Annotated in this window: 12 protein-coding genes; 4 read left to right on the top strand and 8 right to left on the bottom strand. The window is 72.0% G+C overall.

Features of this window, described 5'->3' with window-relative positions; genetic code table 11:
• Positions 1-105: 105 nt before the first annotated feature.
• Positions 106-501: a VOC family protein gene (locus ACIG0D_RS28725; protein ID WP_399806416.1), complete on the bottom strand. Its 396-nt coding sequence runs from the start codon at positions 499-501 to the stop codon at positions 106-108.
• 168 nt (positions 502-669) lie between these two features.
• On the opposite strand from ACIG0D_RS28725, the gene ACIG0D_RS28730 reads away from it, so the two are divergent.
• On the top strand, positions 670-1158 hold the full coding sequence (locus ACIG0D_RS28730; RefSeq protein WP_399806418.1) for an MSMEG_6728 family protein: 489 nt from the start codon (positions 670-672) through the stop codon (positions 1156-1158).
• Between the two features lie 17 nt (positions 1159-1175).
• On the opposite strand, the gene ACIG0D_RS28735 is transcribed toward ACIG0D_RS28730, so the two are convergent.
• Positions 1176-2369: a spore photoproduct lyase family protein gene (locus ACIG0D_RS28735; RefSeq protein WP_399806420.1), complete on the bottom strand. Its 1194-nt coding sequence runs from the start codon at positions 2367-2369 to the stop codon at positions 1176-1178.
• Between the two features lie 205 nt (positions 2370-2574).
• Between ACIG0D_RS28735 and ACIG0D_RS28740 the strand changes: the two genes are divergently transcribed.
• Positions 2575-3459, top strand: a complete 885-nt coding sequence (locus ACIG0D_RS28740; RefSeq protein ID WP_399806422.1) for an oxygenase MpaB family protein — start codon at positions 2575-2577, stop codon at positions 3457-3459.
• Positions 3460-3477: 18 nt separating this feature from the next.
• Here ACIG0D_RS28740 and ACIG0D_RS28745 read toward each other — a convergent pair whose 3' ends face one another.
• Positions 3478-4635: a serine hydrolase domain-containing protein gene (locus tag ACIG0D_RS28745; protein WP_399806787.1), complete on the bottom strand. Its 1158-nt coding sequence runs from the start codon at positions 4633-4635 to the stop codon at positions 3478-3480.
• 170 nt (positions 4636-4805) lie between these two features.
• Here ACIG0D_RS28745 and ACIG0D_RS28750 point away from each other — a divergent pair, with 170 nt between their 5' ends.
• On the top strand, positions 4806-8027 hold the full coding sequence (locus tag ACIG0D_RS28750) for a BTAD domain-containing putative transcriptional regulator (protein WP_399806424.1): 3222 nt from the start codon (positions 4806-4808) through the stop codon (positions 8025-8027).
• Here the strand turns inward: ACIG0D_RS28750 and ACIG0D_RS28755 are convergent.
• The 5 genes from ACIG0D_RS28755 to ACIG0D_RS28775 all read right to left on the bottom strand — a co-directional run bounded on the left by ACIG0D_RS28755 (position 7927) and on the right by ACIG0D_RS28775 (position 20588).
• Positions 7927-9690, bottom strand: a complete 1764-nt coding sequence (locus tag ACIG0D_RS28755; protein WP_399806426.1) for an SMI1/KNR4 family protein — start codon at positions 9688-9690, stop codon at positions 7927-7929. The genes ACIG0D_RS28750 and ACIG0D_RS28755 overlap by 101 nt on opposite strands.
• A gap of 11 nt (positions 9691-9701) precedes the next feature.
• Entirely contained in the window at positions 9702-10208 is a 507-nt protein-coding gene (locus ACIG0D_RS28760; protein WP_399806428.1) for a hypothetical protein, read from the bottom strand.
• A 30-nt stretch (positions 10209-10238) separates the two neighbouring features.
• Positions 10239-10739, bottom strand: a complete 501-nt coding sequence (locus tag ACIG0D_RS28765; RefSeq protein WP_399806430.1) for a hypothetical protein — start codon at positions 10737-10739, stop codon at positions 10239-10241.
• A gap of 116 nt (positions 10740-10855) precedes the next feature.
• Complete coding sequence (locus ACIG0D_RS28770) at positions 10856-19978, bottom strand: DNRLRE domain-containing protein (RefSeq protein ID WP_399806432.1); 9123 nt, start codon at positions 19976-19978, stop codon at positions 10856-10858.
• A gap of 124 nt (positions 19979-20102) precedes the next feature.
• Positions 20103-20588 (bottom strand): hypothetical protein, encoded by a 486-nt coding sequence (locus ACIG0D_RS28775; protein ID WP_399806434.1) that lies wholly within the window; start codon positions 20586-20588, stop codon positions 20103-20105.
• Positions 20589-20877: 289 nt separating this feature from the next.
• Between ACIG0D_RS28775 and ACIG0D_RS28780 the strand changes: the two genes are divergently transcribed.
• Entirely contained in the window at positions 20878-21354 is a 477-nt protein-coding gene (locus ACIG0D_RS28780; RefSeq protein ID WP_399806436.1) for a hypothetical protein, read from the top strand.
• Positions 21355-21542 lie beyond the last annotated feature (188 nt).

Genomic DNA, 21542 nt, shown 5'->3' on the forward strand with positions numbered 1-21542 from the left:
TGGTACAACTACCACCGACCCCACACCGGCATCGGCGGCCACCCACCAGCCAGCCGCGTCACCAACCTGTCCGGACAGCACACCTAGGGGGTGTCAGGCCGTCGGTCAGCTCTCCTGGAGCACGGACAGGACGTTGCCGGCCGGGTCGGTGAACCACGCGATCGCCGCGGGGCCCTCGCCGCCCCCGCCGCGCACGACGCCCTTGTCGTCGTGGTCGAACTCGGGGTAGCGCTCGAGGGTCACGCCGCGCCGCTCCAGTTCGGCGACGGCGGCGTCGATGTCGTCCACGGGGAAGTTGAGGATCGTGAACGTCGCCGGGGTGTGCGTGTCCTTCGGGTAGACGAAGACGCGCGCGCCGCTGCCGAGGCTGAGGATGAGCATCCGCATGGCCCCCTGCCCGGCCTCCTGCACCTCGAGGCCGAGCGTGTCGCCGTAGAAACGGCGGGCCGCGTCGAGGTCGTCGACCGAGAAGCCGCTGAACGCCTGGGATTGACCGAACATGCCGGGTGTCTCCTTCGCGGGTGGGTCCGTCCTGCGTCTCAGGGCACACCACGCGCGCCACGGCCCGGGCGTGCGCCACGCGAGCGGCGTCCGGATGGTCGTGCGCCGTTCACCCGCGCGCAGCCCCAGGGGTGCGCGATCCGTGGGGCTCCCGGAAAGCTGGGATGGATGCAGACGTTCTTGCCGCACCCCGACTTCCGGCGGACCGCCCTGCTGCTGGACCGGCGCCGGCTGGGCAAGCAGCGGGTCGAGGCGCTGCAGGTGCTGCGGGGGCTGACCGTGCCCGGCTACGGGTGGCGACGGCACCCGGCCGTGCGGATGTGGACCGGGTACGAGGAGGCCCTGGTGCGGTACGGCCTGGAGATCTGCCGGGTCTGGCGGGAGCAGGGGCATCAGGACAGCTGCGCCGCCTCCCTGGTCGCCGGGCTGGCCGCGTACCGGCCGGGCGCCCCGGTGCGCGGGCAGGCGGAGCTGGCGGCGGCCGGTGAGCTGCCGCCGTGGCTGGGCGACGAGGCGTTCCACGAGAGCCACCGCTCGGCGCTCGTCCGCAAGGATCCGGAGGTGTACGGCGGGCTGTTTCCCGGGGTGCCGGACGACCTGCCGTACGTCTGGCCCGCCTCGGACCGCGAGCCACGGCAGGCGCCCACGGAACGGTGAGGGCCCGTGCGGGGGTCTCAGAAGGCGTACCGGACGCGCAGCCAGGGGGTGTGGCGGCCGATGAGTGTGCGCAGGGCGTCCACCGCCTCCGCCTTGACCCCGTCGCGGTAGCGGACGTTGACCGCGCCGTTCTCGGAGCGCTTGGCCCGCTGGAGGTCGGGCCGCCACAGGACGTCCTCGGCCCGGGGGTGCCAGCCGAGGTTGACCTCGTGCAGCTCCCGGTTGTGCGTGAGGGTGATCACCTCGGCGGCGGCCTGCCGTTTCACCCGCTCCGGCAGCACGTCGTCGAGCCGGGTCAGCAGCTCCGCCCAGGCGTCCCGCCAGCCGGGGCGGATCACCACCGGCGAGAGATTGAAGTGCACCTCGTACCCGGCGTCCACGAAGTCCGCGGCGGCGCGGACCCGCTCGGCGACGGGTGATGTGCGCACGTCCAGCAGCCGGGAGTCGTCCGGCGGCATCAGCGAGAAGCGGATCCGGGTGCGGCCCCGCGGGTCGAGGGCGAGCAGGTCGGGGTTGACGAACTTGGTGGCGAAGGACGCCTTCGCGGTGGGCCACTGCCGGAAGGCGCGCACCAGGTCGGCGGTGTTCTCGCAGATCAGGGCGTCCACCGAGCAGTCGCCGTTCTCGCCGATGTCGTACACCCAGGACGTGTCGTCGCACTGGTTGGGCTCGGTCTTGGGTCCCTGCCGTGCGATGTGCCGGGCGAGGTGGGCGATGATCCGGTCGATGTTGGTGAAGACGGTGACGGGGTTGGCGTACCCCTTGCGGCGGGGCACGTAGCAGTAGGCGCAGGCCATGGCGCAGCCGTTGGAGGCGCCCGGGGCGATCCAGTCCGCGGACCGGCCGTTGGGGCGGACGGCGAGCGTCTTCCGCTCCCCCAGGACCAGCGTCTCCCCCTTGACGCGGACCCAGCGCTCGACGTTTCCCTCGTTGCCGTGCAGTCCGGGGATGCGCCAGTGCGAGTCCACCGTGACCAGCCGCGCCTCAGGGTACCGGGCGATGATCTGCCGGCCGCGCGGGGAGGCCGCCGCCGCGGGCTCGGCGTGGATCTCCCGTACCGGCAGCAGTCGGCGCGCCGTGGCGGAGTCCCGGAAGGAGGGGCCTTCGCGGACCTGCGCCGGCCCGCCGCCGACGGCGTCGAACCCGTCGAGCGCTTCGAGCCCGAAAAGGGTGCCGGAGCCGTCGTCCGGGGTGGGGGACGGGTGGTGCATGAGTGCTCCGGTGCGGTGGTGCCGAGGGGTGTTCGGTGAGCTTTGGTGCCCATGGTGCGGTACGGCCCTTCCTCCCCACTGTACGGGGGTCACTCCGCGTTCCCGCGGGCTCACAGCCGGTGCCGGGTCTCGCCGGAACGGAACGCGGCGGAGCAGTATGGACAGACGTCACCTGTCGCCGCCAGGGGAAGGAGGGGACGGCACCATGAGACTCTCCCCGGACCTGAGCCCCCTGCGCGACCGGGTGGGCGAGGCGATCCTCTCCCGGGTCGCCGGGCCGGACGGGCCGCGCAACCGAGCGCACATCCACGGCGCCGCGGGACCGCGCTGGTTCGGGCCCGAGCGGCCGATCCGCCAAGTCCACGGCGACGCCTCGATGTTCATCGGCGGCCTGGCCGCCCTGCTGCTCCAGTCGCTGCACCCGCTGGCCATGGCCGCCGTGGCCGCGCACTCCGGATTCCACGGCGATCCCTGGGGGCGGCTCCAGCGGACGAGCACCTTCCTCGCCGTCACGACCTACGGCCCCGCCGACAGCGCGCGGGCGGCCTGCGACCGGGTCCGGGCGGTCCACGAGCGGGTGCGCGGCACCACCGCCGACGGCCTCCCCTACGCCGCCTCGGACCCACACCTGCTGTGCTGGGTGCACATCGCGGAGGTCGACTGCTTCCTGCGCGCCCACCAGCGCTACGGCGCCCGTCCGCTGGACGACGCGGGCTGCGACGGGTACGTCGCGGACATGGCCCGCGTCGCGACCGCGCTCGGCATACCGGACCCGCCGACCGACCGCGCCCGTCTCGCGCGGTGTCTCGCCGCCTACCGCGCCGAACTGCGGGCGACACCCGAGGCCCGCGCCACGGCGCGATACCTGCTGCTGCGGCCACCCGTCCCGCTGGTGGCGCGGGTGCCCTACGGGGCGGTCGCCGCGTCCGCCGTGTCGCTGCTGCCGCCGTGGGCGGCCCGGGCGCTGTGGCTGCCCCGGCTCCCGGTGGCCGGGGACGTGGTCGCCCGCCCGCTCGGCACGGCGGTCACGGCGGGGATCCGCTGGGCGCTGGCCCCGCGCCGGGACGCCGTGCGCGGGGGCCGGGCCTGACCGGGGGCGCGGGACGTCTCAGGGCGTGGCCGAAGGGCCCGGAGGGCAGAACTCGGCCGAGACGACGTTCTTGCCGCCGCCGACCCAGTCGCCGTTGAAGTTCAGGGTGATCATGTGCCGGCCGTCCCGGGTGCCGAAGGCCTGGGTCGAGGAGCCGTGGATGCCGCCGGAGTGGCCCCAGACCTTGGTCCCGCAACTCGTCTCGTACTCGATGAGGCCGAGGCCGTAGCGCTGGCGGGGCAGGTTGCCCTCGGTGGAGACCGTGGTCGTCATCTGGTCCAGCTGGGCGGGGCGCAGCAGTCTGCCGGTGAACAGGGCCGTGTAGAAGCGGTTGAGGTCGGCGGAGTTGGTGATCATCTCCCCCGCCGCCCAGGCCCAGGAGGGGTTCAGCTCGGTCACGTCGTAGGTCGTGCCCGGGTCCTCGGTGAAGGTGGAGTAGTGCCGGGTGGGCGCGGGGACGTGCGGGTCGCGGCCGGGGAAGTACGTGGCGCGCATGCCGAGCGGCCGGGTGATACGCCGCTCGATCTCCTCGGCGTAGGGCCTGCCGGTCAGCCGTTCGATGATCAGGCCCAGCAGGAGGTAGTTGGTGTTGGAGTACTTCCACGAGGTGCCGGGGGCGAACTGGGGCGGGTTCCGCAGCGCGAGGGCGATGACCTGCCGCGGGGTCCAGTCGTCGTAGCGGGACTCCAGGAAGTCGATGCCCAGCACCTTCTGCGCGAACGTGGCGTCCTCGGTGAAGTTGAAGATGCCGCTGGTGTGGTTCATCAGCTGACGGACCGTGATCTTCGTGCCGTCGTGGCCGTTGCCGCGCACCAGGCCGGGCAGATGGTGGTCGACCGGGGCGTCGAGGTCCAGCTTCCCCTCCGCCTGGAGCTGGAGCAGGACGGTCGCCACCAGGGTCTTGGTGACGCTTCCCGCGCGGAACCGGTCGCCGTAGCCGCGGGGCTGCCGTGTGGCGAGGTCGGCGACGCCCGAGGTGCCCTTCCACACCCCGCGGCTGTCGCGCGCCTCGGCCACGACCCCCGGCACGCCCGCGGTGACGGCCGCGTCCATGGCGTCCTGAGTGGCGGCGTGTCGGGACTGCCGGGTCGGTACGGCGGTCACCGTGCCGTCGGCCGCGGCGGCGGGTGTCGTCAGGAACGCCGATCCCGCCGCCGCGATCACTGTCACGCCCACCAGCGTGGCCCGGATCCGGCGTGCCGGCCTGTGCGGTATGTGCGGCATGGGTGTCTTCCCTCTCTCGGTGCGCGGGAGACGCAGCATGCCGACGGCGTCCAACCGCCCGCCAACAACCGGCCAACAACGGCGCTTTGAACCGGGCGCGGCGCTGGACGAAGATGATGTCCGTGAGGTTCGCGGTGCTGGGAGCGGTGACGGCGGTCGACGACGACGGTGCGGCCGTCGCCCTCGGCGGGCCCAAGCCGCGCGCGTTGCTCGCCGCGCTGCTGCTGGAGCCGAACCGCACGGTCCCGCTGGACACGGTGATGACGGCGCTGTGGGGCGAGCGGCCCCCGGCGACGGCCACCGCCTCGCTGCACAACCACGTGGCCCGGCTGCGGCGAAGCCTCGGCGACACCGGCGGCACCCGGCTGTCCACCAGGACCCACGGGCTCGAACTGCGGGTTTCCGAAGGCGAGTTGGACCGGGATCTGTTCGAAGAGCGGGTGCGCCGGGCGCGGGAGGCGCGGGGCCGGGAGGACTGGGAGGCGGTGGAGCGGGACGCCGGTGCCGCCTTGGCGCTGTGGCGGGGCACCCCGTTCGCCGACGTGCGCGCGCTCGCCGGCCATCCCGTGGTGTCGCTCCTTCAGGAGCAGCGGTTGCAGGCGCTCGAGTGCCGCTTCGAGGCGCTGCTGCGGCTGGACCGCCTCGACGGGGTCGCCGCCGAACTGGGGGATCTGGTCGAGGAACACCCGTTCCGGGAGGCGCTGCACCGGCAGCTGATCCTCGTCCTCGGCCGCACCGACCGCCGAGCGGAGGCGCTGGCGCACTTCCGGTCGCTGCGCCGGACCCTGGTCGAGGAGCTGGGGGTGGAGCCAGGGCCCGCGGTCCAGGAAGCCCACCTGGAGGTGCTGCGGGGCACGGGTGTACGGCACCGCGCGTCGCCCCTCGCCACCAACGCCACCGTCGCCGCGACCACCGCGCCGACGGGTACGGCTCCGCGGCCGGCGCAGCTTCCCGCGCCGCCCGGAGAGTTCGTCGGCCGGGCCGAGCACATCGCCGGGCTGCGCGCGGCACTGGAGTCCGAGCGCCGCCGCACCGCGCTCGCCGTGATCAGCGGCATGGCGGGCGTGGGCAAGACGGGTCTCGCCCTGCACGTCGCGGACCGGCTCCGGCACGCCTTCCCCGACGGTCAGCTCCACCTCAACCTCCACGGGGCCACCCCCGGCGTGGCCCCCCTCGAACCCGCCGACGCCCTCGCCGTCCTCCTGCACGGCCTCGGGGTGGAGGCCCGGCGGATCCCGGGTGACGTGGGCGCCGCCTCCGCCCTGCTGCGCTCCGTGCTCGCCCCGACCCGGACCCTGCTCGTCCTCGACGACGCGGCCTCGGTGAGCCAGGTACGCCCGCTGCTCCCGGCCGGTGCCGGCTGCGCCGTACTGGTGACCAGCAGACGGCCGCTGGCCACCCTGGGAGCCTCGGCGCACGTCCGGCTCGAACCGCTCTCGCCCGAGGACGGCGCCCTGCTGCTGGAGCAAGCCTCCGGCCGGTCGTGGGACGCGTCCGACGCCGAGCCGGTCGCCCGGCTGGTGGCCCTGTGCGGCCGTCTCCCGCTGGCGCTGCGGATCTCGGCGGCCCGGCTGCGGAGCCGGCGGACCCTGCCGGTGGAGAAGCTGGTGGAACGCCTCGCCCGGCAGGAGGACCGCCTGGACGAGCTGGAACTGGAGGACCTGAGTGTGCGCCGGTCCCTGCTGGCGGCCCATGAGGCGCTGCTGGGCTCGGGCGACCCGCGGGACGCGGACGCCGCCGCGGCGCTGGTCCTCATCGGTGCGCTGGACCTGCCCGAGTACGGGGCGCCGCTGCTGGCGGCGGCCCTGGACCGCTCGCAGTGGACCGCCGAGCAGGCCCTGGACCGGCTGGCGGAGGTGGCGCTGCTCCAGGAGGTGCGCTTCGGCCGCTACGCGCCGCACGACCTGGTCCGCGACTTCGCCCGGGAGCTGGCCGGGCGGGCGGACGAGCGGGGCCGCACCGCCGGAGCGGTCGAGCGGGCCCTGAGCTGGTACGAGGAACGGCTCGCGCGGTGCGCGGCGGCACTGCGGCCGGACCCCGGCCGGGCCTCCGGGCACTCCGGGCGGCCCCGGCAGCCCGATGGCCCGGCGGACGAGGCCGAGCACCCAGGGCACCGCGCGGACCCGGCAGACGAGCCCCGGCACCCAGGCCACCGCGCGGACCCGGCAGACGAGACCAGCCACCCAGGCCACCGCGCGGAGCCGCCAGGCGAGCCCCGGCACGCCGGGACCGCCCGGCACCCCGGGGTCCGTACGGGCCCGGTCTTCGCCGATCCGGCGGCGGCGCTGGCCTGGGGCGACGCGGAAGCGGCGAACCTCCTCGCCCTGGCCGGTTCCGGCGGGCACGGACGCCTGGGCCCGGCCCGCACGCTGGAGCTGATCAACTCCCTGTTCCCCTACCTGCACGACCGCGGCCGGGTCCGCGACCTGGAACGCCTGACGCGGCACGCCATCGCCCTGGCCCGAGCCGGCGGCAACACCGCGGCCGAGGGGCGGGCGCTGGGGCACCTCGCCACCGCGCACTACTCGGCCGGGCGCGTCCGGCAGGCCGTGTTCGTCCTCGACGAGGCGGTACGGCTCAGCGAGCACGACTGCGACGACATGACCCGGATGCGGCACCTCGGCAACCGGGCCGCGCTGCTGCGGGAACTCGGCGACGGCGCCGCCGCCCGCGCGACCCTCGCACGGTGTCTCGCCCTGCGCCCCAACCGTCTCTCCCCCGGCGACGAGGCGCTGCTGCTCGGGCACCAGGGGTACGTGGCCGAACTCACCGACCCGCGCACGGCCGTCTCGTACCACCTGCGCAGCAGGGCACGCGCCCGGGAGGCCGGCAGCACCGTCGTCGAGCAGGTCGCGCTGTGCAACGCGGGCCGTGCGCATCTGGCCCTCGGCGAGCCCGACCGGGCGCTGCGCAGCTTCGACGAGGCGCTGCGCGTCATGGTCTCGGGCACCGCCCACTGGAACGCGGAACGGGAGACCCGCCTCGGCCGCGCCCAGGCGCTGCGGGCGCTGGGCCGCCTGGAGGAGGCCCGTGACACCTGCGCGGCGCTGCTCGCGGAGGCCGCCGCGCGGGGCGACTCCTACGGGCGGGGGCTCGCCGAGTACGAGTACGGCCACGTCCTCCGAGCGCTCGGAGACGAAGAGGGGGCCCGGGGCCGGTGGGCCGGCGCGCTGTCCGCCCTGGAGGGGACGGACGCGCCGGTCCTCGCCGAGCTGCGCGCCCTCGACCGGCCGGGCCCCCGGGTCACGACTCCCGCAGATCGGCGGCGAGTTCGCCCCGCCAGTGCACGGACAGCCGCTGATGGAGGATCTTCTCCGCGGCGACGGGAACCGGGAGCTCGATGAACGCCCGCAGCGCCTGGGCCGCGCTCTCGCGCACGACCCAGGCGCGGAAGTCCTCGGGGCCGACGGGAGCCGGATCACGGCTCCAGGAGGGCGGCACCATCCGGCGTGCCGCCCAGGTCTCCGCGGCGAGGGTGCGCATGCGCAGGTCGAGCGGGTCGTCGGGGAGGACGCGGACGTCCTCGCCACGGCGGATGCGCGCCAGCGCGTCCGCCACCTCCGGGTAGGTGTCGATCCGGGTCTCCGCCGCCAGCCGCGTCAACTGGGCGGCGACGGCGGCGCGCAGCCGCCGCGGCTCCGTCCGCTCCACGAGAGCGGCCAGGTCGAAGTTGCGCACCACGGTCACGGGCCGGAGCTCGTACTCCGGGAAGTCGTCGAGAACGGGGAGCAGCAGGGCGCTGGTCAGCTCCGTGTCCGCGTCGTCGTCCGGGTCGTGGACGATGCCGTGGTCGTCCGCCAGGCCGGTCAGGAGGCGGGTGTACGCGGTGGTGGATCCGGGCCAGGGGTCCGCGCCGACGTAGCGGGGCGGCATGCCCTCGGGAAGCTGGACGCTGCCTTCGCGCGGGGACATGACGCTGCGGGAGGCGTCCGGGCACGCGATGCCGTCCTCGGTGAGCGTGACGCGCACTTCCGGCCCCCGCTTGGTCAGGGCGACCGCCCGGGTGCCCGCGGACACGCGGCGCAGCACCTCGGGCCGGTCGAACTGCGCGGCGCCGGCCTCCTGTGCGGCGTACGCCCATCCGCCGGCCGTACCCGCCCGGACCAGCGGCCGGCGCGCCGCCCACGGTGAGGCCCCGGCCGCGCGTGCCCGCTCCCGGGTGCGCGGCCGGAGGGTGGCGGGGAGGGCGCCCAGCCGGCGCAGCAGTTCGTCCGGGGTCAGGCCTTCGGCGAAGAGGAGGTCCGGCTGGTCCGGGAGCGGTTCGGGGATGTGGGTGACGATGCGGGAGAAGGCGAGTACGGCGGTGCGTCCGTCCGCGAGGGGGACGAGGGGTGCGGGGTCCGGCTCCGTGGGGGCCGGTTCGGGTTCGCGGGCCGCCGCGGCCAGTGCCAGCGGGGAGACCGGGTCCGCGAGGAGGGGTTCTTCCTCCCGTTCCCACAGCAGGACGCCGTCCACGGCCAGGGGGACCTCGGCTTTGAAGGTGCGGCCGTGTTCCAGGGCGTCCGCGAAGTCGGCCAGGAGGTGCCGCAGTGAGGGCCAGCGGGTGAAGGAGGGGGCATCCTCGTCGAAGTACCGGCCGACTCGGCCGAAGTGGGGGCCGGGGCGGCACGACAGGAACAGTCCGTCGGAGGACTGCCAGCCGACGCCCAGCGTGATCAGCAGCCACTCCCGGCGCCAGAAGGCCGCCAGTTCGTCCTCGTCGTCCGGGTCGCCGGCCAGGTCTCCGGCGACATCGCGCAGGAACAGCGCGCTGCTCGCGAGGTCCGCCACGCCGGCGAGGGGCCCGTAGGTGCTCAACACCGGTGCGCCCGGCCGCAGTTCCACCCCGTCGTGGCAGCGCAGCGAGGCCACCAGGTCGTCGGGTAAGGAGACACCGAGTTCGAGCCGCAGGTTCTCGATGTCCGCGTCGGACGCCGGCGGGCGCAGCAGGGAGTGGCTGACGGGTGCGTGACGGGCCAGCCAGTCGTCGATGCGGGCCCAGGATTCCTCAACGGTGGGAATGCTCATGGGTGCGGACCCTACGGCCCGCCACTGACACTCTTGCGTTTGCGGACGTAGCGGCGGTAGTGCTCGACGCGGTCGCTGTCGAGGTCGACCAGTTCCAGGATGTCGATCGCCGTCTCGCGTTCGCCGGAGACGGCTTCCCGGAGGATCAGCGCGAGGCCTTCCCGGGCCCGGAGCCGGCATTCCTGGTCCAGGTGGGTGCGGCCGTGTGCTTCCTCCACCGGGTGCGGGTCGCCGGCGACGAGATGCCAGAGCAGTGTCACGAGGGAGGAACGCGCGGCGTCCGTCAGCGGCCCAGCGAGCGCGGCGAGGATCACGGCGACCGCGGGAACCGCCACCTCGAAGAGGCCGCCCCGGTCGACGAGGTGGCCCTCCAGGTCCGAGGCGAGCAGTTCGTCGTCGGTCTGGGCCTCCAGCAGGCGCCGGAACAGGTCGGGAACGTGCTGTGCGCCGTGGCCGCAGGCGCAGCGCAGCCGGTCCCATTCGACACGGTCCAGCTCCGCCCGTACCGCCTTGGTCATGCGTGGCGAGGTCACCGTGGGGCCTGCCGGTCAGGAGCGGCGGGCTGTCGCGATCAATTCCTTCTGGAGCTCGATCGCCCGGCGGCAGGAGAGGTTTTCGTGTTCCATTTCGACCGTGACGACGCGACCCAATGCCTGGCGCTGGAGCACGATCTCATAGCAGGCGTCGAGTGCGTCCCGGACTCCGGTCCAGTCCATCTGGTCCGTGGCGAATTGCATGATGTGGCCGAGGCCCAGGCGCAGTGCGCTTCCGGCGTAAGGGGAAAGGGAGTCGGATTCCAGGAAGGCCGCCTCGAAGAATTCCTCTTCGTCGAAAGGCGGTACGTCTCCGGTGTCGACGAAGGCCCGCAGCAGGCCGGTCGCCCGGTCGGTGAAGGCGACGGTGTCGGAGTCGAACACCTCCTCACCCTCGCTGTTCACCAGGCCGAGGGTGGCGTCCAGGACGTCCAGCACCAGCCCCACCGCGTCCCGGCGGGTGTCCAGGATCCCCTCGAAGTCCACCCCGCCGAATTCCGCGCCCCACAAAGTCATTCCGGCCCCCTTTCCGTCCCCGGGAGCCTAGCATCCGGCGCGCTTTCGGGGCCGGGAAAGAGCCGAGTGGCCCCCCGCCCGGCGGGAGGCCACTCGGAGTTCACCCTGACTCCTCCTCAGTTCTTCCGGTCCCAGGGGGCGACGCGGTCCCGCTCCCAGAGTTCGATATCGGCGAATTCCGGGTCGTTCGCACGGCCCGCGCAGTTCTGCCGGGACGGTCCGCAGGCCTTGCGCGACGACGCGATGGTGCCGGGACCGACGAGCGTCCCGTCCTGGCGGGCGTTCATGAAGATCTGCTCGGCGTCGGTCTCCAGCCTCGGGGTGGTGAACTCGACTCCGTGGAGCCGCTCGTACCCCAGCTCCTCCGCCTTGTCCTTCATGGCCTGGGTCGCACGGTTGTTGTTGGTGGTGTAGTACTTCCTGCCGTTGAACACGCCGGTGGCCACCGTGGTGCCCTGTTCGGCGATGCGTGCGCCCGCCGAGTCCGGGTCCATGCCCGTGGTCCTCGCGTCGTGAATGGCCTCCGCGTCGTCCAGCAGCTGGCGTGCCTCGTCGTCCGAGACCGGGCAGGTGCCCGGGGCGACCCGCCGGTCCTCGTTGTGGGTGAGGACGTGGACGCCGCCCACCTGCACGTAGAAGTCGTGCTGGCCCTCGACGGTGAGGTTGTGGACGCGCTGGCTGCGGTGGGTGACGTCGACCGCGGTGATCTGCACCCAGGTGCCCGCGGACGTCTGCAGCCACATGCCCGGCTTCAGCTCGCCGGCGGCGAACCACTTCCCGAAGTCGGGCACCCAGTAGGGGTGTTCCTCCGTGGAGGTGATCTTCGACGGCTTGCCGTCGCCTTCCTCGCCGTCGGTGTCGACGGTGAGCGTGACCAGGGTCTTCTTGCCCGCGTGGTCGCGGGTGTCGGTGATCTGGCGGCCCTGGAGGTCACCGGTCTCCGGGTCGGCGGCGAGGACGAACTCGCCCTCCTTCAGGTCCTCGATGTCCTTCGTGGACCCGTCCGCCATCAGCACCTTGGTGCCCGGGACGAAGCTGTTGCGCTTCACCGGGCAGCTGGGCGCCTCGGGTTCGTCGGTCTTGGGCTTCGACGGAGTCGCCGCGTCGGCGGTGTTCTCGGCCTTCTTGACGTCGTTGGCCGTGTCGGCGGCCTCGACGCCCTTCTGCACGTACCTGCCCGCCTTGACCGCGGTGGCCGCGTACCCGGCGAACGGGATCGCCGAGGACATGGACAGGGCGGCGTCGACGTAGTTGCCCTCGGCGGCGTACCAGATGCCGTTGGCGACGTCGGCGACCTCGCCGACCACCGGGATCAGACCGACCACGTCGAGGGCGGCGTGACCGATGTCGGACAGGGAGAGCCCGAACAGGTGGCCGTCGAGTTCCACGAAGCTGATCGGGTTGCCGCCCGCGAAGGCGTACCGGTTGCCGGTGAACGGATCGGTGGCCAGGGACATGTCCGCCAGGGCGCCGCTGTAGGAGTCCCGGGTCAGGAAGCGGTTCAGCCCGGGGTCGTAGTTGCGGAAGCCCATGTCGTACGTGCCGGAGCCGCCGTCCCAGCGCGAGGAGTTGTAGCGGAAGGAGTTGTAGTCGTCCTCCTGCTCGCCGCCCGTGCCGGGTTTGTCCTCGCCGGTCATCTGGGACTCGTCGGCGGAGCCGTAGGCGGTGTAGCCGTAGGTGGCGCGGGTGGTGCCGTCCTCCTTCGTGATCGCCTCGATGTCGCCCCGGGGACTGGTGACGTAGTGCGAGTACTCCTGGGTGCCGTCCTCCTTGTGCTTGATCTGCGTGGCGCGCTGGCCGCCGGCCAGGTACTGGTAGTCCTTGTCGGCCTTGCCGTCGACCGTCTCGCGCAGCAGCGTGTTGTCCAGGCCGAGGTAGGTGAACGCCTTGGTCTTCGACTCGGCGCCGGAGGTGGTCTCGGAGACCGTCCGGTCGAACGGGTCGTAGACGTAGGACGTGGTCACCGCGGCGGCGCCGGTGCCGGCGCGGACCTTGGCCGTGCGGTCGAAACCGTCGTAGTAGTACTTCTGGGCGGTCCGGCCGCCGGAGCTGACCGTGTCGAGACGGCCCAGCGGGTCGTAGTTGTAGGTGGACGTGACCCCGTTGGTCGTCGCCGACAGCAGCCGGTTGCGGTCGTAGCGCTGGGTGGTGGTGACGCCGTCGACCGTCTGCTCCACGACGTTGCTGTTGCGGTCGTAGGCGTAGGTCTCGGTGGCCGGGTCGTCGCCGGCCTTGTCGACCTTGACGACCCGGTCCTGCGGGTCGTAGGTGTAGCTGTAGGTGTTGTTGATGTAGGCCGCGTTGTCGTCGGCGTTCATCAGCTTCAGCACGTCCTTGGAGCGGTGCCCGTTGAGGGAGTACTCCAGGTCGTGCTGGGCCACCACCGTGCCGCTCGACGTCTGCTCCAGGGACCGCTTGACGGACCCGTCGAGGTAGTACGTCATCTCGAGCGTGTTGCCGTTGGGCTTGGTCTGCTTCAGCAGCTGGCCGCGCCCGGTGTAGGTCATGGTGGAGACCTGCTGCTTGTCCGCCGTCGGCGAGGCGGCGTTGGTGACCTTCCTGACCAGGTCGCGCTCGTCGTACTCGATCTTCGACCAGGTCAGGTCGTGGGTCGAGGTGACCGGGTTGCCGGTCTCGTCGTAGGTCAGCTCGGTGGTGTTCTTCACCGTGCCGCCGGCGAGTTCCTCGACCTTGGTGATCCGGTTCAGGCCGTTGTACGCGATCTTGTAGGTGTCGATCCTGGCGCCGGGCGAGTTGTCCTTGACCTCGACCATGTCGCCGTTGGCGTTGTACCGGTAGGTGAAGTCCTTCTTCTCGTTGTCCGTCTCACCGGTGTGGGAGCGCACCAGCTTCACCGCGTCGGCGAGCACCGTGCCGTTCGCCTGGTCGGTGAGGGTGACCTTCTGGGGGCCGTCCTCGACGAAGGCGTACGAGCCGAGGGAGATCCACTCGCCGGCCCGCTGGGTCTGGTCGACGGTCCGGGTGGCGCTGCCGCCGTCGTGGTCGATGCGGAACTTGGCGTCGGTCGCGGCGCCGTTGACCTGGGGATGGCGGACGAGGACTTCGTAGGTGCCGTTCTGCGGGATGTTCAGCTGCCACGAGAAGGACGCGCTGCCGCTGCCCGCGGGGTGCGAGTAGGTGTCGTAGCCGTACTGCTTCTCGGCCTCGGTGCGCGCCCAGGTGCCCTGGAGCGCCACGTTGTTGAAGTCCGAGCTGTCGACCAGCACGACGTGCCGGCCGACGGGCACACCGTCGTCGGAGTGGGCCCGCTGGTTGCCCGACGGGTAGAAGTCCCAGGTGAGGGTGCGCTGCTGGGAGCCGCCCGCCGAGGTCAGGGTGTTCTTCGTCTGCTGGCCCAGCGCGTTGTACTCGTAGGAGGAGGTGATGTCCCACGGATCCGTGCTGGTCCGGGTCCAGCCGTTGTCGTAGTAGGTGTACTTGGTGACGTTGCGGACCGACTGGCCGTCCGACGGCGGGGCGGAGACCTCGCTGAGGTTGCCGACCTCGTCGTAGAAGTAGCGCGTCGTGTCCGAGCTGGAGTAGCGGGCGTCGTCCTTGTCGAACGGCGAGCGTTCCTCCTTGACCCGGTTCAGCTCGTCGTAGACGGTCTCCGCCACGAAGTCGGTGTCGTCGTCGGTGGTGGCGACGCCGCGCGGGGTGATCGTCTTCGTCCGGTTGCCGACCTGGTCGTAGACGTAGCGGGTGGTGCGGTAGGTGATGTCGCCGGAGGCGTTCTCGCTGACCGGGACCTTGGACTCCACCAGGGCGCCGCGCTCGTCGTAGGTGGCGAGCGACTCGTTGCCCTCCGCGTCCGTCTGCGCGATCTTCAGGCCGTCCTTGTCGTAGCGGACGGAGGTGGCCCATTCGAGCGCGTCGATGGTGCGCACGACCCGGTGGTTCAGGTCGTACTCGTAGCGGGTGGTGTAGTCGTCGGGGTTCGCGGTGGCGTTCTTGCGGGCGTCCACCACCTTGACGAGGTTGCCGACGTTGTCGTACTCGGCCGTGGAGCGGTGGCCCTCGGCGTCGGTGACCTCGACCGGCTGGTACACCGCGTCGTAGCGGGTGGTGGAGGTGAAGTCCCCTGCGGTGGCGGTCAGGTTGCCCTGCGGGCCGGTCCGGGTGACGACGTTGCCGACCTTGTCGTAGGTGAAGGTCGACTTGCGGCCGGGGTCGGTGGTCTCGTCGCCGGGGGCGACGGTCTCGGTGACCTGGTCGGCCTTGTCGTACACGGAGGTCGTCTCGGCCCCGTTGGCGGCGTACGCCGTGACGATGTTGTCGTTGGGGTCGTAGACGGGTGCCTTGGTGACGATGAAGTCGCCCTTGCCCTGGTCCTTGGGTTCCTTCTTCTCCAGGGGCCGGCCGTAGACGTCGTAGGTCTGGGTGACCTCGGCGCCCTTGGCGTTGACGACCTTGGTGACGTTGCCCCGCACGTCGTACACCGAGTGCGAGGGGTGGTCGAGGGGGTCGAGGGTGGTCTCCGGGTAGCCGACGGCGTGGTAGCTGCGGTACTCGGTGTCGTGCCCGTTGGCGTCGATCTCCTTGGTGACCTGCCCGTACTGGTCGTACTCGGTGCGGGAGGTGTAGTCACCGTCGACGTCGGTGGTGGCGACGCCCTTGGGGTCGGTGACGGAGGTCAGGTTGCCGCGGGTGTCGTGGCCGAAGCGGTAGGTGCGGCCCTCCGGGGACTTCTTCTCGAAGAGGTCCGCGATGTGGCCGTCCAGGCCGTAGGCGTAGGTGAAGGTCTGCGCCGCGGTGCCGTTCTTGTTGGCCTCTGCGTCCTTCTGCTCCAGCGGGTAGCCGGTCTTCCGGTCGTACGTCCAGGTCGTGACGGCCCCGTTGGGCTCCTCGAGCCGGGTGACGTTGTTGTCGGTGTCCCAGGCGAGCTTGGTGGTCTCCGACTTGGCGTTGGTGATCGCGGTCGGGCGGCCGTAGCCGTCGAGGGTCTGGACGGTGGCGTGGTTCTCCGCGTCCGTCACCGTGGTCTGGATCACCGAACCGGCGGTGCCGTCCGGGTCCTTGTAGACGTATCCGGTGGTGCCGCCGAGGCGGTCGGTGACGGTCTGGGCGTTCCAGTGGAACTTCGGGTCGTCGCCCTCGCTCGGGTAGTAGTAGTCCAGCGAGGTCGAGTTCCCGCGCGGGTCGGTGACCTTGACCAGTTTGGCGTTCTTGTTGCCCTGCTCCATGTCGTACGTGAAGCGGAACACCTTGGGCTGGGTGCTGCCCGCGCCGTCGGTCAGGGTGGTGAGCAGGCCCTGGTCGGAGTAGTCGAAGGTGACCTTGCGGCCCGAGATGTCGGTCATCGACCGGACGTGGTCGACGATCTTCGGGTTGTTGGTGTCGGCCTTCGTCCAGTAGTCGACGGTGAGCGTCTGCCGTCCGGACGGGTCGGTGATGTAGGTGAGGAACTTGACCGGCTTGTTGTTGGACTTGCGCTGGGCGTACGTGTAGGTCTGCGTGTTGCCGTTCTTGTCGACGACCGACGTCAGGTAGCCGTCGCAGTCGTAGAAGAACTGGGTGCGGTCGGGGCGGGTCAGGGACCAGGCGCGCGGGTCGCCGTCCTTGTTGGGCACGCAGTCCACGCCGGCGCCCTGCCGCAGCAGGTAGTGCACGCCCGCCGGGGCCCGCCAGGTGCCGTCGTCCTGCTTGCGGAAGACGTGCGCGGTGCCGTCGCCGTCGGGCAGCGTCACCTCGGTGGGGCGGGGGTTGGGGTGGAAGTCCAGCGCGGCGCCGAGCCGCATCGGCATGGCCGCCTGGGCGGACCAGCCGTGGCCGAGGACCGTGTCGGAGGTGTCCTGCGAGTTGTAGGCGAACCGCACGAACGTGGACAGGCCGCGGCCCGGGTTGGAGAACGCGTTGTACTGCCAGACGGCGTTGCCCGCGTACAGGTTCGTCATCAGCGACGAGCCGGCGCCGGTGTTCTTGCCCGCGTAGGAGTAGAAGTCCTCCAGGCCGAGCTGGTCGGAGGTCGGGTCCTCGGTGCGGACGTTCTGCGCGAGCGGCGGGATGCTCTCCGTGGCGGACAGCCAGCTGCCGTCGCTGGTCCGCTTCAGGTCCCACTTGAGGACGTACTCCAGGCGCTTGTTGCCGGAGTCGGAGTTGATGGGCGCCTTGAGCTTCGCGGGCACGGTGACGGAGTCACCGGGCAGCACTTCGGCGGGCAGCGCCGTCTGGAGCTGGTTGCCGCCGGTGGTGGCGTCGGTGCCGTCGGGCAGCGCCCAGGTGTAGGACAGTGCCCACTCGCCCTGCGCCCAGGTGCGGGTGGTGGTGTTGGTGAGGGTGACGTCGACGGTGTACTCGTCGCCGGGGATCATCCGGGACGGCGTGTACGGCGCGAAGTAGGTGCTCTCCGTCGACTTGGACAGGTACGTCACGGCGAGCTGCGGGCGCAGCTGGGGTTCCTCGGCCTCCGAGGAGAGGAACACCGTCCGCTCCTGCGGGCCGGACGGCGACTCGTCGCGCAGCCGGATGGCGACCCCGTGGTTGCTGCCCGGGTCGGAGATCCAGCCCTGGGCGAGCGAGGTGACGGACCAGCTCTGGCGGGCGGGGTCGTTGGTGACGGTGCCGACGGTGTCCGACACCGTGGCGGTCATGTCACCGCCCGGAGTGGTCCAGGAGGTGGTGGTGTTCGCCTTGTTCCAGGAGGCGGTGGCCTCGTCGAAGCTCCGGGTCAGGCCGTGCGCCTCGTAGATCGCGCCGGGGCTGCCGGTCGTGGTGGTGAAGCCCCACAGGTCGAGCTGGGCGTCCAGCACGCGGGCGCCCGCGGGGATGTCGGCGACGCCGGGGAACTTCAGCAGGGCCCGGGTGGTGCCGTAGGTGCCGGAGTTGTTGCCCACGGACAGCCAGGGGCGTGGCGTGCCCAGGTCGTCGAGGGTGTCGTGGCCGGTGGACGGCTGGGCGGAGGTCAGGGTGGTGTCCTGCTGGCCGGACTGGAGGACCACCGTGGTGCGGCCCGCCTTGGGGAGCCGGACGAGCTGGGTCGCCGACGGCAGGACCTGCCCTGAGCGGGTCTTGACCGCGACCATGTAGTAGTAGGCGTTGCCGAACGGGTCGGCGGAGTCCGCCGGGGTCGGGGTGGCCGTGGTGTCCGTGTAGCTGCGGGTGTCCTTGGACACCGGGGCTAGCAGGGTCTGCGCGGACGGCGTGAAGTGCTGGAAGACGCTGCGGTGGACCTGGTACTCGACGATGTCGTCGCCCGGCGCGGTCGACGGGTCGGTGTAGGCCGGCCAGTCGAGTTCGGCGCCGGTCGCGTGGATCACCTTCGGGGTGTTCACGTCGACGCCCTGGGTGCCGTAGGTGAGCACCAGCTTGGGGTAGGTGGCGACCTCGCCCTTGTAGGCGTACTCGGACGCCTCGTAGCGCGGGCCGCCCTTGGGGGCGCTCGCGGACTCGTCGGCGGCCTTCACCACGAAGCCGTGGTTGGTGTGCGTGCCGTCGAGCCACTGCTGCACAGTCTTCGTCACCGGGAAGCTGTGCCAGGTGTTGATCTCGCCGGGCCGCTTGGTGACCACGCCGCCCTTGGTGAAGCGGACGGCGTCCGCGATGACCGCGGTGGACGTGGAGGCGGGGCCGTCGCCGAGGGCCACCTTGCCGGTGGTGCCCGCCGTGAACGGGTGGGTGCCGAGGGACTTCCACGCCCCGCCGCTGCCCGCCTGCTGGTTCACGGTGTACGTCTTGCTGCCGCCGCTGTACGTCACCGTGTACGGGGCGTTGGTGGCACGGTCGGAGGCCGGGACGTAGTGGACGTCGACCTGGTAGTCGCCGCTCTCGGGGAGGCTGGGCTGCCAGGTGTAGGTGTCGCCGGCGGTGGCGTCCTTGTTGAAGCGGTAGTCCTGGTTGACCGCGTACTGGGTGTAGGCGGTGTTCGAGGAGGCCGGCCAGGCGCCCTTGGCGGCGGTGGTGCCAAGGTCGCCGTCGTCGACCAGGACGGAGGTGCCGGAGAGTTCGCCGGTGAGGTCCTTGGCGCTGTTCCAGGTGGCGCCGGCCTCGCTCCACGGGCCGGTGGCGCGGTGGGCCTCGAGCCGGACCTCGCTGTCACCGGTGGTGTGCGTCTGGTCGTAGTAGAGCTTGAGTTCGGCCGAGTCCAGCCGGGTGCCGGCGGGGATGCCGGGCAGGCCGAAGCGCAGCAGGGCGCGGCTGCTGCCGGTGGAGGTGTTGCCGACGGAGAGCCGCCAGCTGCCGTCGTAGTTGTCGGCCGGACCGTCCGAGGAGATCATGACGTCCTCGGACTGCGACGGGGTGGGCGCGAGGGTGATGGTCGGGTCGACCGTCACCGGGTAGCGGCGCTCCTCGGCCGTGAGCCAGCGGGCGTCCGGGCGCAGGCTCACCGTGTAGGAGCCGTTCTTTCCGGTGAGGGTCTGCCGGACCGCGTCGGTGCCCGTGGTGCCGTAGGGGGACTCGGCATCGCGCCGGGAGTCGGTCATCGACGGTGCGGGGATGACCAGTTCGGGCCGGCCGGGTCCGGAGCCTTCGCCGTGGAGGGCGATGGCGCCGTTCTTGCGGGCGGTGGCGGTCAGGCCGTGGGTGGTGAGGGTGAAGTCGTAGGCCGGGGCCTTGCCGGGCCGGTCGTGGAGGACGATGTCCTCCTTCAGGCTGCCGTTGCCGACGGTGTACCGGAGGTCGACGCCCTTGCCGAAGGCGTCCCGGTAGGTGACGGTGTTGCCGTCCGTCTCGGGGACGAGCTTCTCGACGCCGGTGGCCGGGTCCTTCAGGCCGAGGGAGACCCAGCGGTCCTCGTCGAGCTGGAAGCGGACCAGCTCACCGGGGCGGGAACCGAAGTAGGTCCGCGCCACGTTGGTGGTGTTGGCCTTCTCGAAACCGGCGCGGTCGGTGTCGGTGACCGCGGTGTCGATGGCCTTCCAGGTGCGCTTGTCCCCCTTGCCGGTGGCGTAGGAGGTCGGCACGGAGGAGACCTCGGCCTGGACGCGGCCGTCGGAGAGCCGCCAGTGGCGGGAGTGGGGCGTCCTGCGGTCCGTCAGCTCCTCGACGCGCTGGGGCTTGGGGGCCTTCTTCCCTTTGGGCAGGTGCTCGTTGGCGGGGACGTCGGTGTCGGGCAGATCGGGCGGGGTCGCCTGCTCGCCGTCGTCGTCTCCGAAGAGGTCGCGCAGGCCTTGGGTGAGGCCTTCACCGAGCCGTCCCACATCGGGCGGGGCGGCGAACGCGGGCGTCGTCGGCGCGAGTGTGACCAGGACGGCCAGGGCCGCGCTCGACGCCAGGACCCTGCGGGCCCTTGGTCTGTGCATCGGATTCCCTTCCGAATCACCGGGCTCGTCCGCCGGTCGGCAGACGGCAGCGGAGGGTTCTTCACCACGTGGTCGTGCACATGTCAATCAGTTGGACGTTTCGGACACCATGGGGCGGCGGGCCTCAGCCCGTGGCCGCGGCGTCCGCCGGATCGGGGCTGGGGCTCGGGCTGGGCAGGCTGCCGGTGCAGGTGGCGCGGCCGAAGCCGCCACTGGCGGTGGCACTCTGCAGATGCCGGCCGCGCACGGCGACGGCACAGCGGGCCTGGCCGCCCTTCTCGCCGAGCACGATGCTCACGACGGGGGTACGGCCGAGCGGGACCGGCACGGTCTTGCGCCAGGGCAGGGTGGCCGCCTTCACGACGGTCGCCTCGCCCGACTCGCTGCGCGCCTGATAGGTGATGTCGGCGGTGCCGGTGCCCGTCACCTCGTACGTGACCTTGGCGGTGGGCACCGTACGCTTCTCCTCCTCCTCGCCGCCCGGGACGAGCACGCCGTACAGCACGAGCCCACCGCACGCGGCGAGCACCACGGCGGCGGTGATCACACCCGCGCGGTCCGGGCGTCCGAACCGCCTGCGCGCGCCGTTCGCCGCCTCACCTTCCCCCACCGGCGTTTTGGAAGGCTCTTGAGCACCGTTGACCATGAAATCCCCCCTGAGCCAAGGGAGTTGGGATCTTCCAACTCCTCGGACGGCGACAGGGCGGGGTTATACACGACGCGTCGGCCGGGTTCCAGTGTGCGGACATATCGGACACGGCCGGGGCGGGTCAGGTGGGCCGGCTGCCGGACGACCGCCGGACGGCGCCCGCGAGGGGGCGGGTCGGCACAGGCCCGGCCGCCGTACCTCCTTTAGACTCGGCGGAGTTCACGTCGAGCCGGTGGGGAGGAGGGGGAGCATGACCCTCACGGAGGAGATGTGGCGCAGGTTCGTCGAGGAGTGCGCACAGGGCACCGCGGCCGGGGCGCCCAGGGAACCGTCCGCCCTCGCGCGCGGTGAGGGCGCCCGTGTGCTGCCGCCCGCGGCGCCCGCTTCCACGCCCGCTTCCGCACCCGCTCCCTCGCCCGCTCCCGAGGTCCGGTACGAGGCGGTCGGTGAGCTGTGGGAGCCGCAGGACACCACCTCGCCCGCCTGGCGCGATCTGGACGGTCCGGCGCGGCGTCGCCGGCTGCGGCACGTGGTCGGCACGGCCTGCGCCGGCGCGCTCCTGCTCGCCCTGGCGTCCCTCGTCCCCGCCCACGCCCCGGGAGAAGACGACGGCCTGACGGACGCCACGGTCTCGGAGGCCACCCCGTCCCCCATGCCCACCACCCACGAGGGTGTGGGCACGACGCCCCGCACCCACACCTCCACGGGGACACCACACCTCGGATGAGAGCGGGTGACGTTCCGCTTCCCGCGTCCCCGGGCTGCTGGAGCTTGGTACAACCGCTGTCGCCGAATCGCCCTGCCGCTCCGGCTGTTGTGTCCGTGGCCCCCGATGCGGCTGGTGCGGTCTAAAAAGCGGACCCCGACCGGCGGCGGCACGCCGTGCCCGGCCACGCCCCCGCACGTGTCACCACC

Origin of the sequence: Streptomyces sp. NPDC052773, from assembly GCF_044547145.1 — a bacterium.
Taxonomy (GTDB): domain Bacteria; phylum Actinomycetota; class Actinomycetes; order Streptomycetales; family Streptomycetaceae; genus Streptomyces.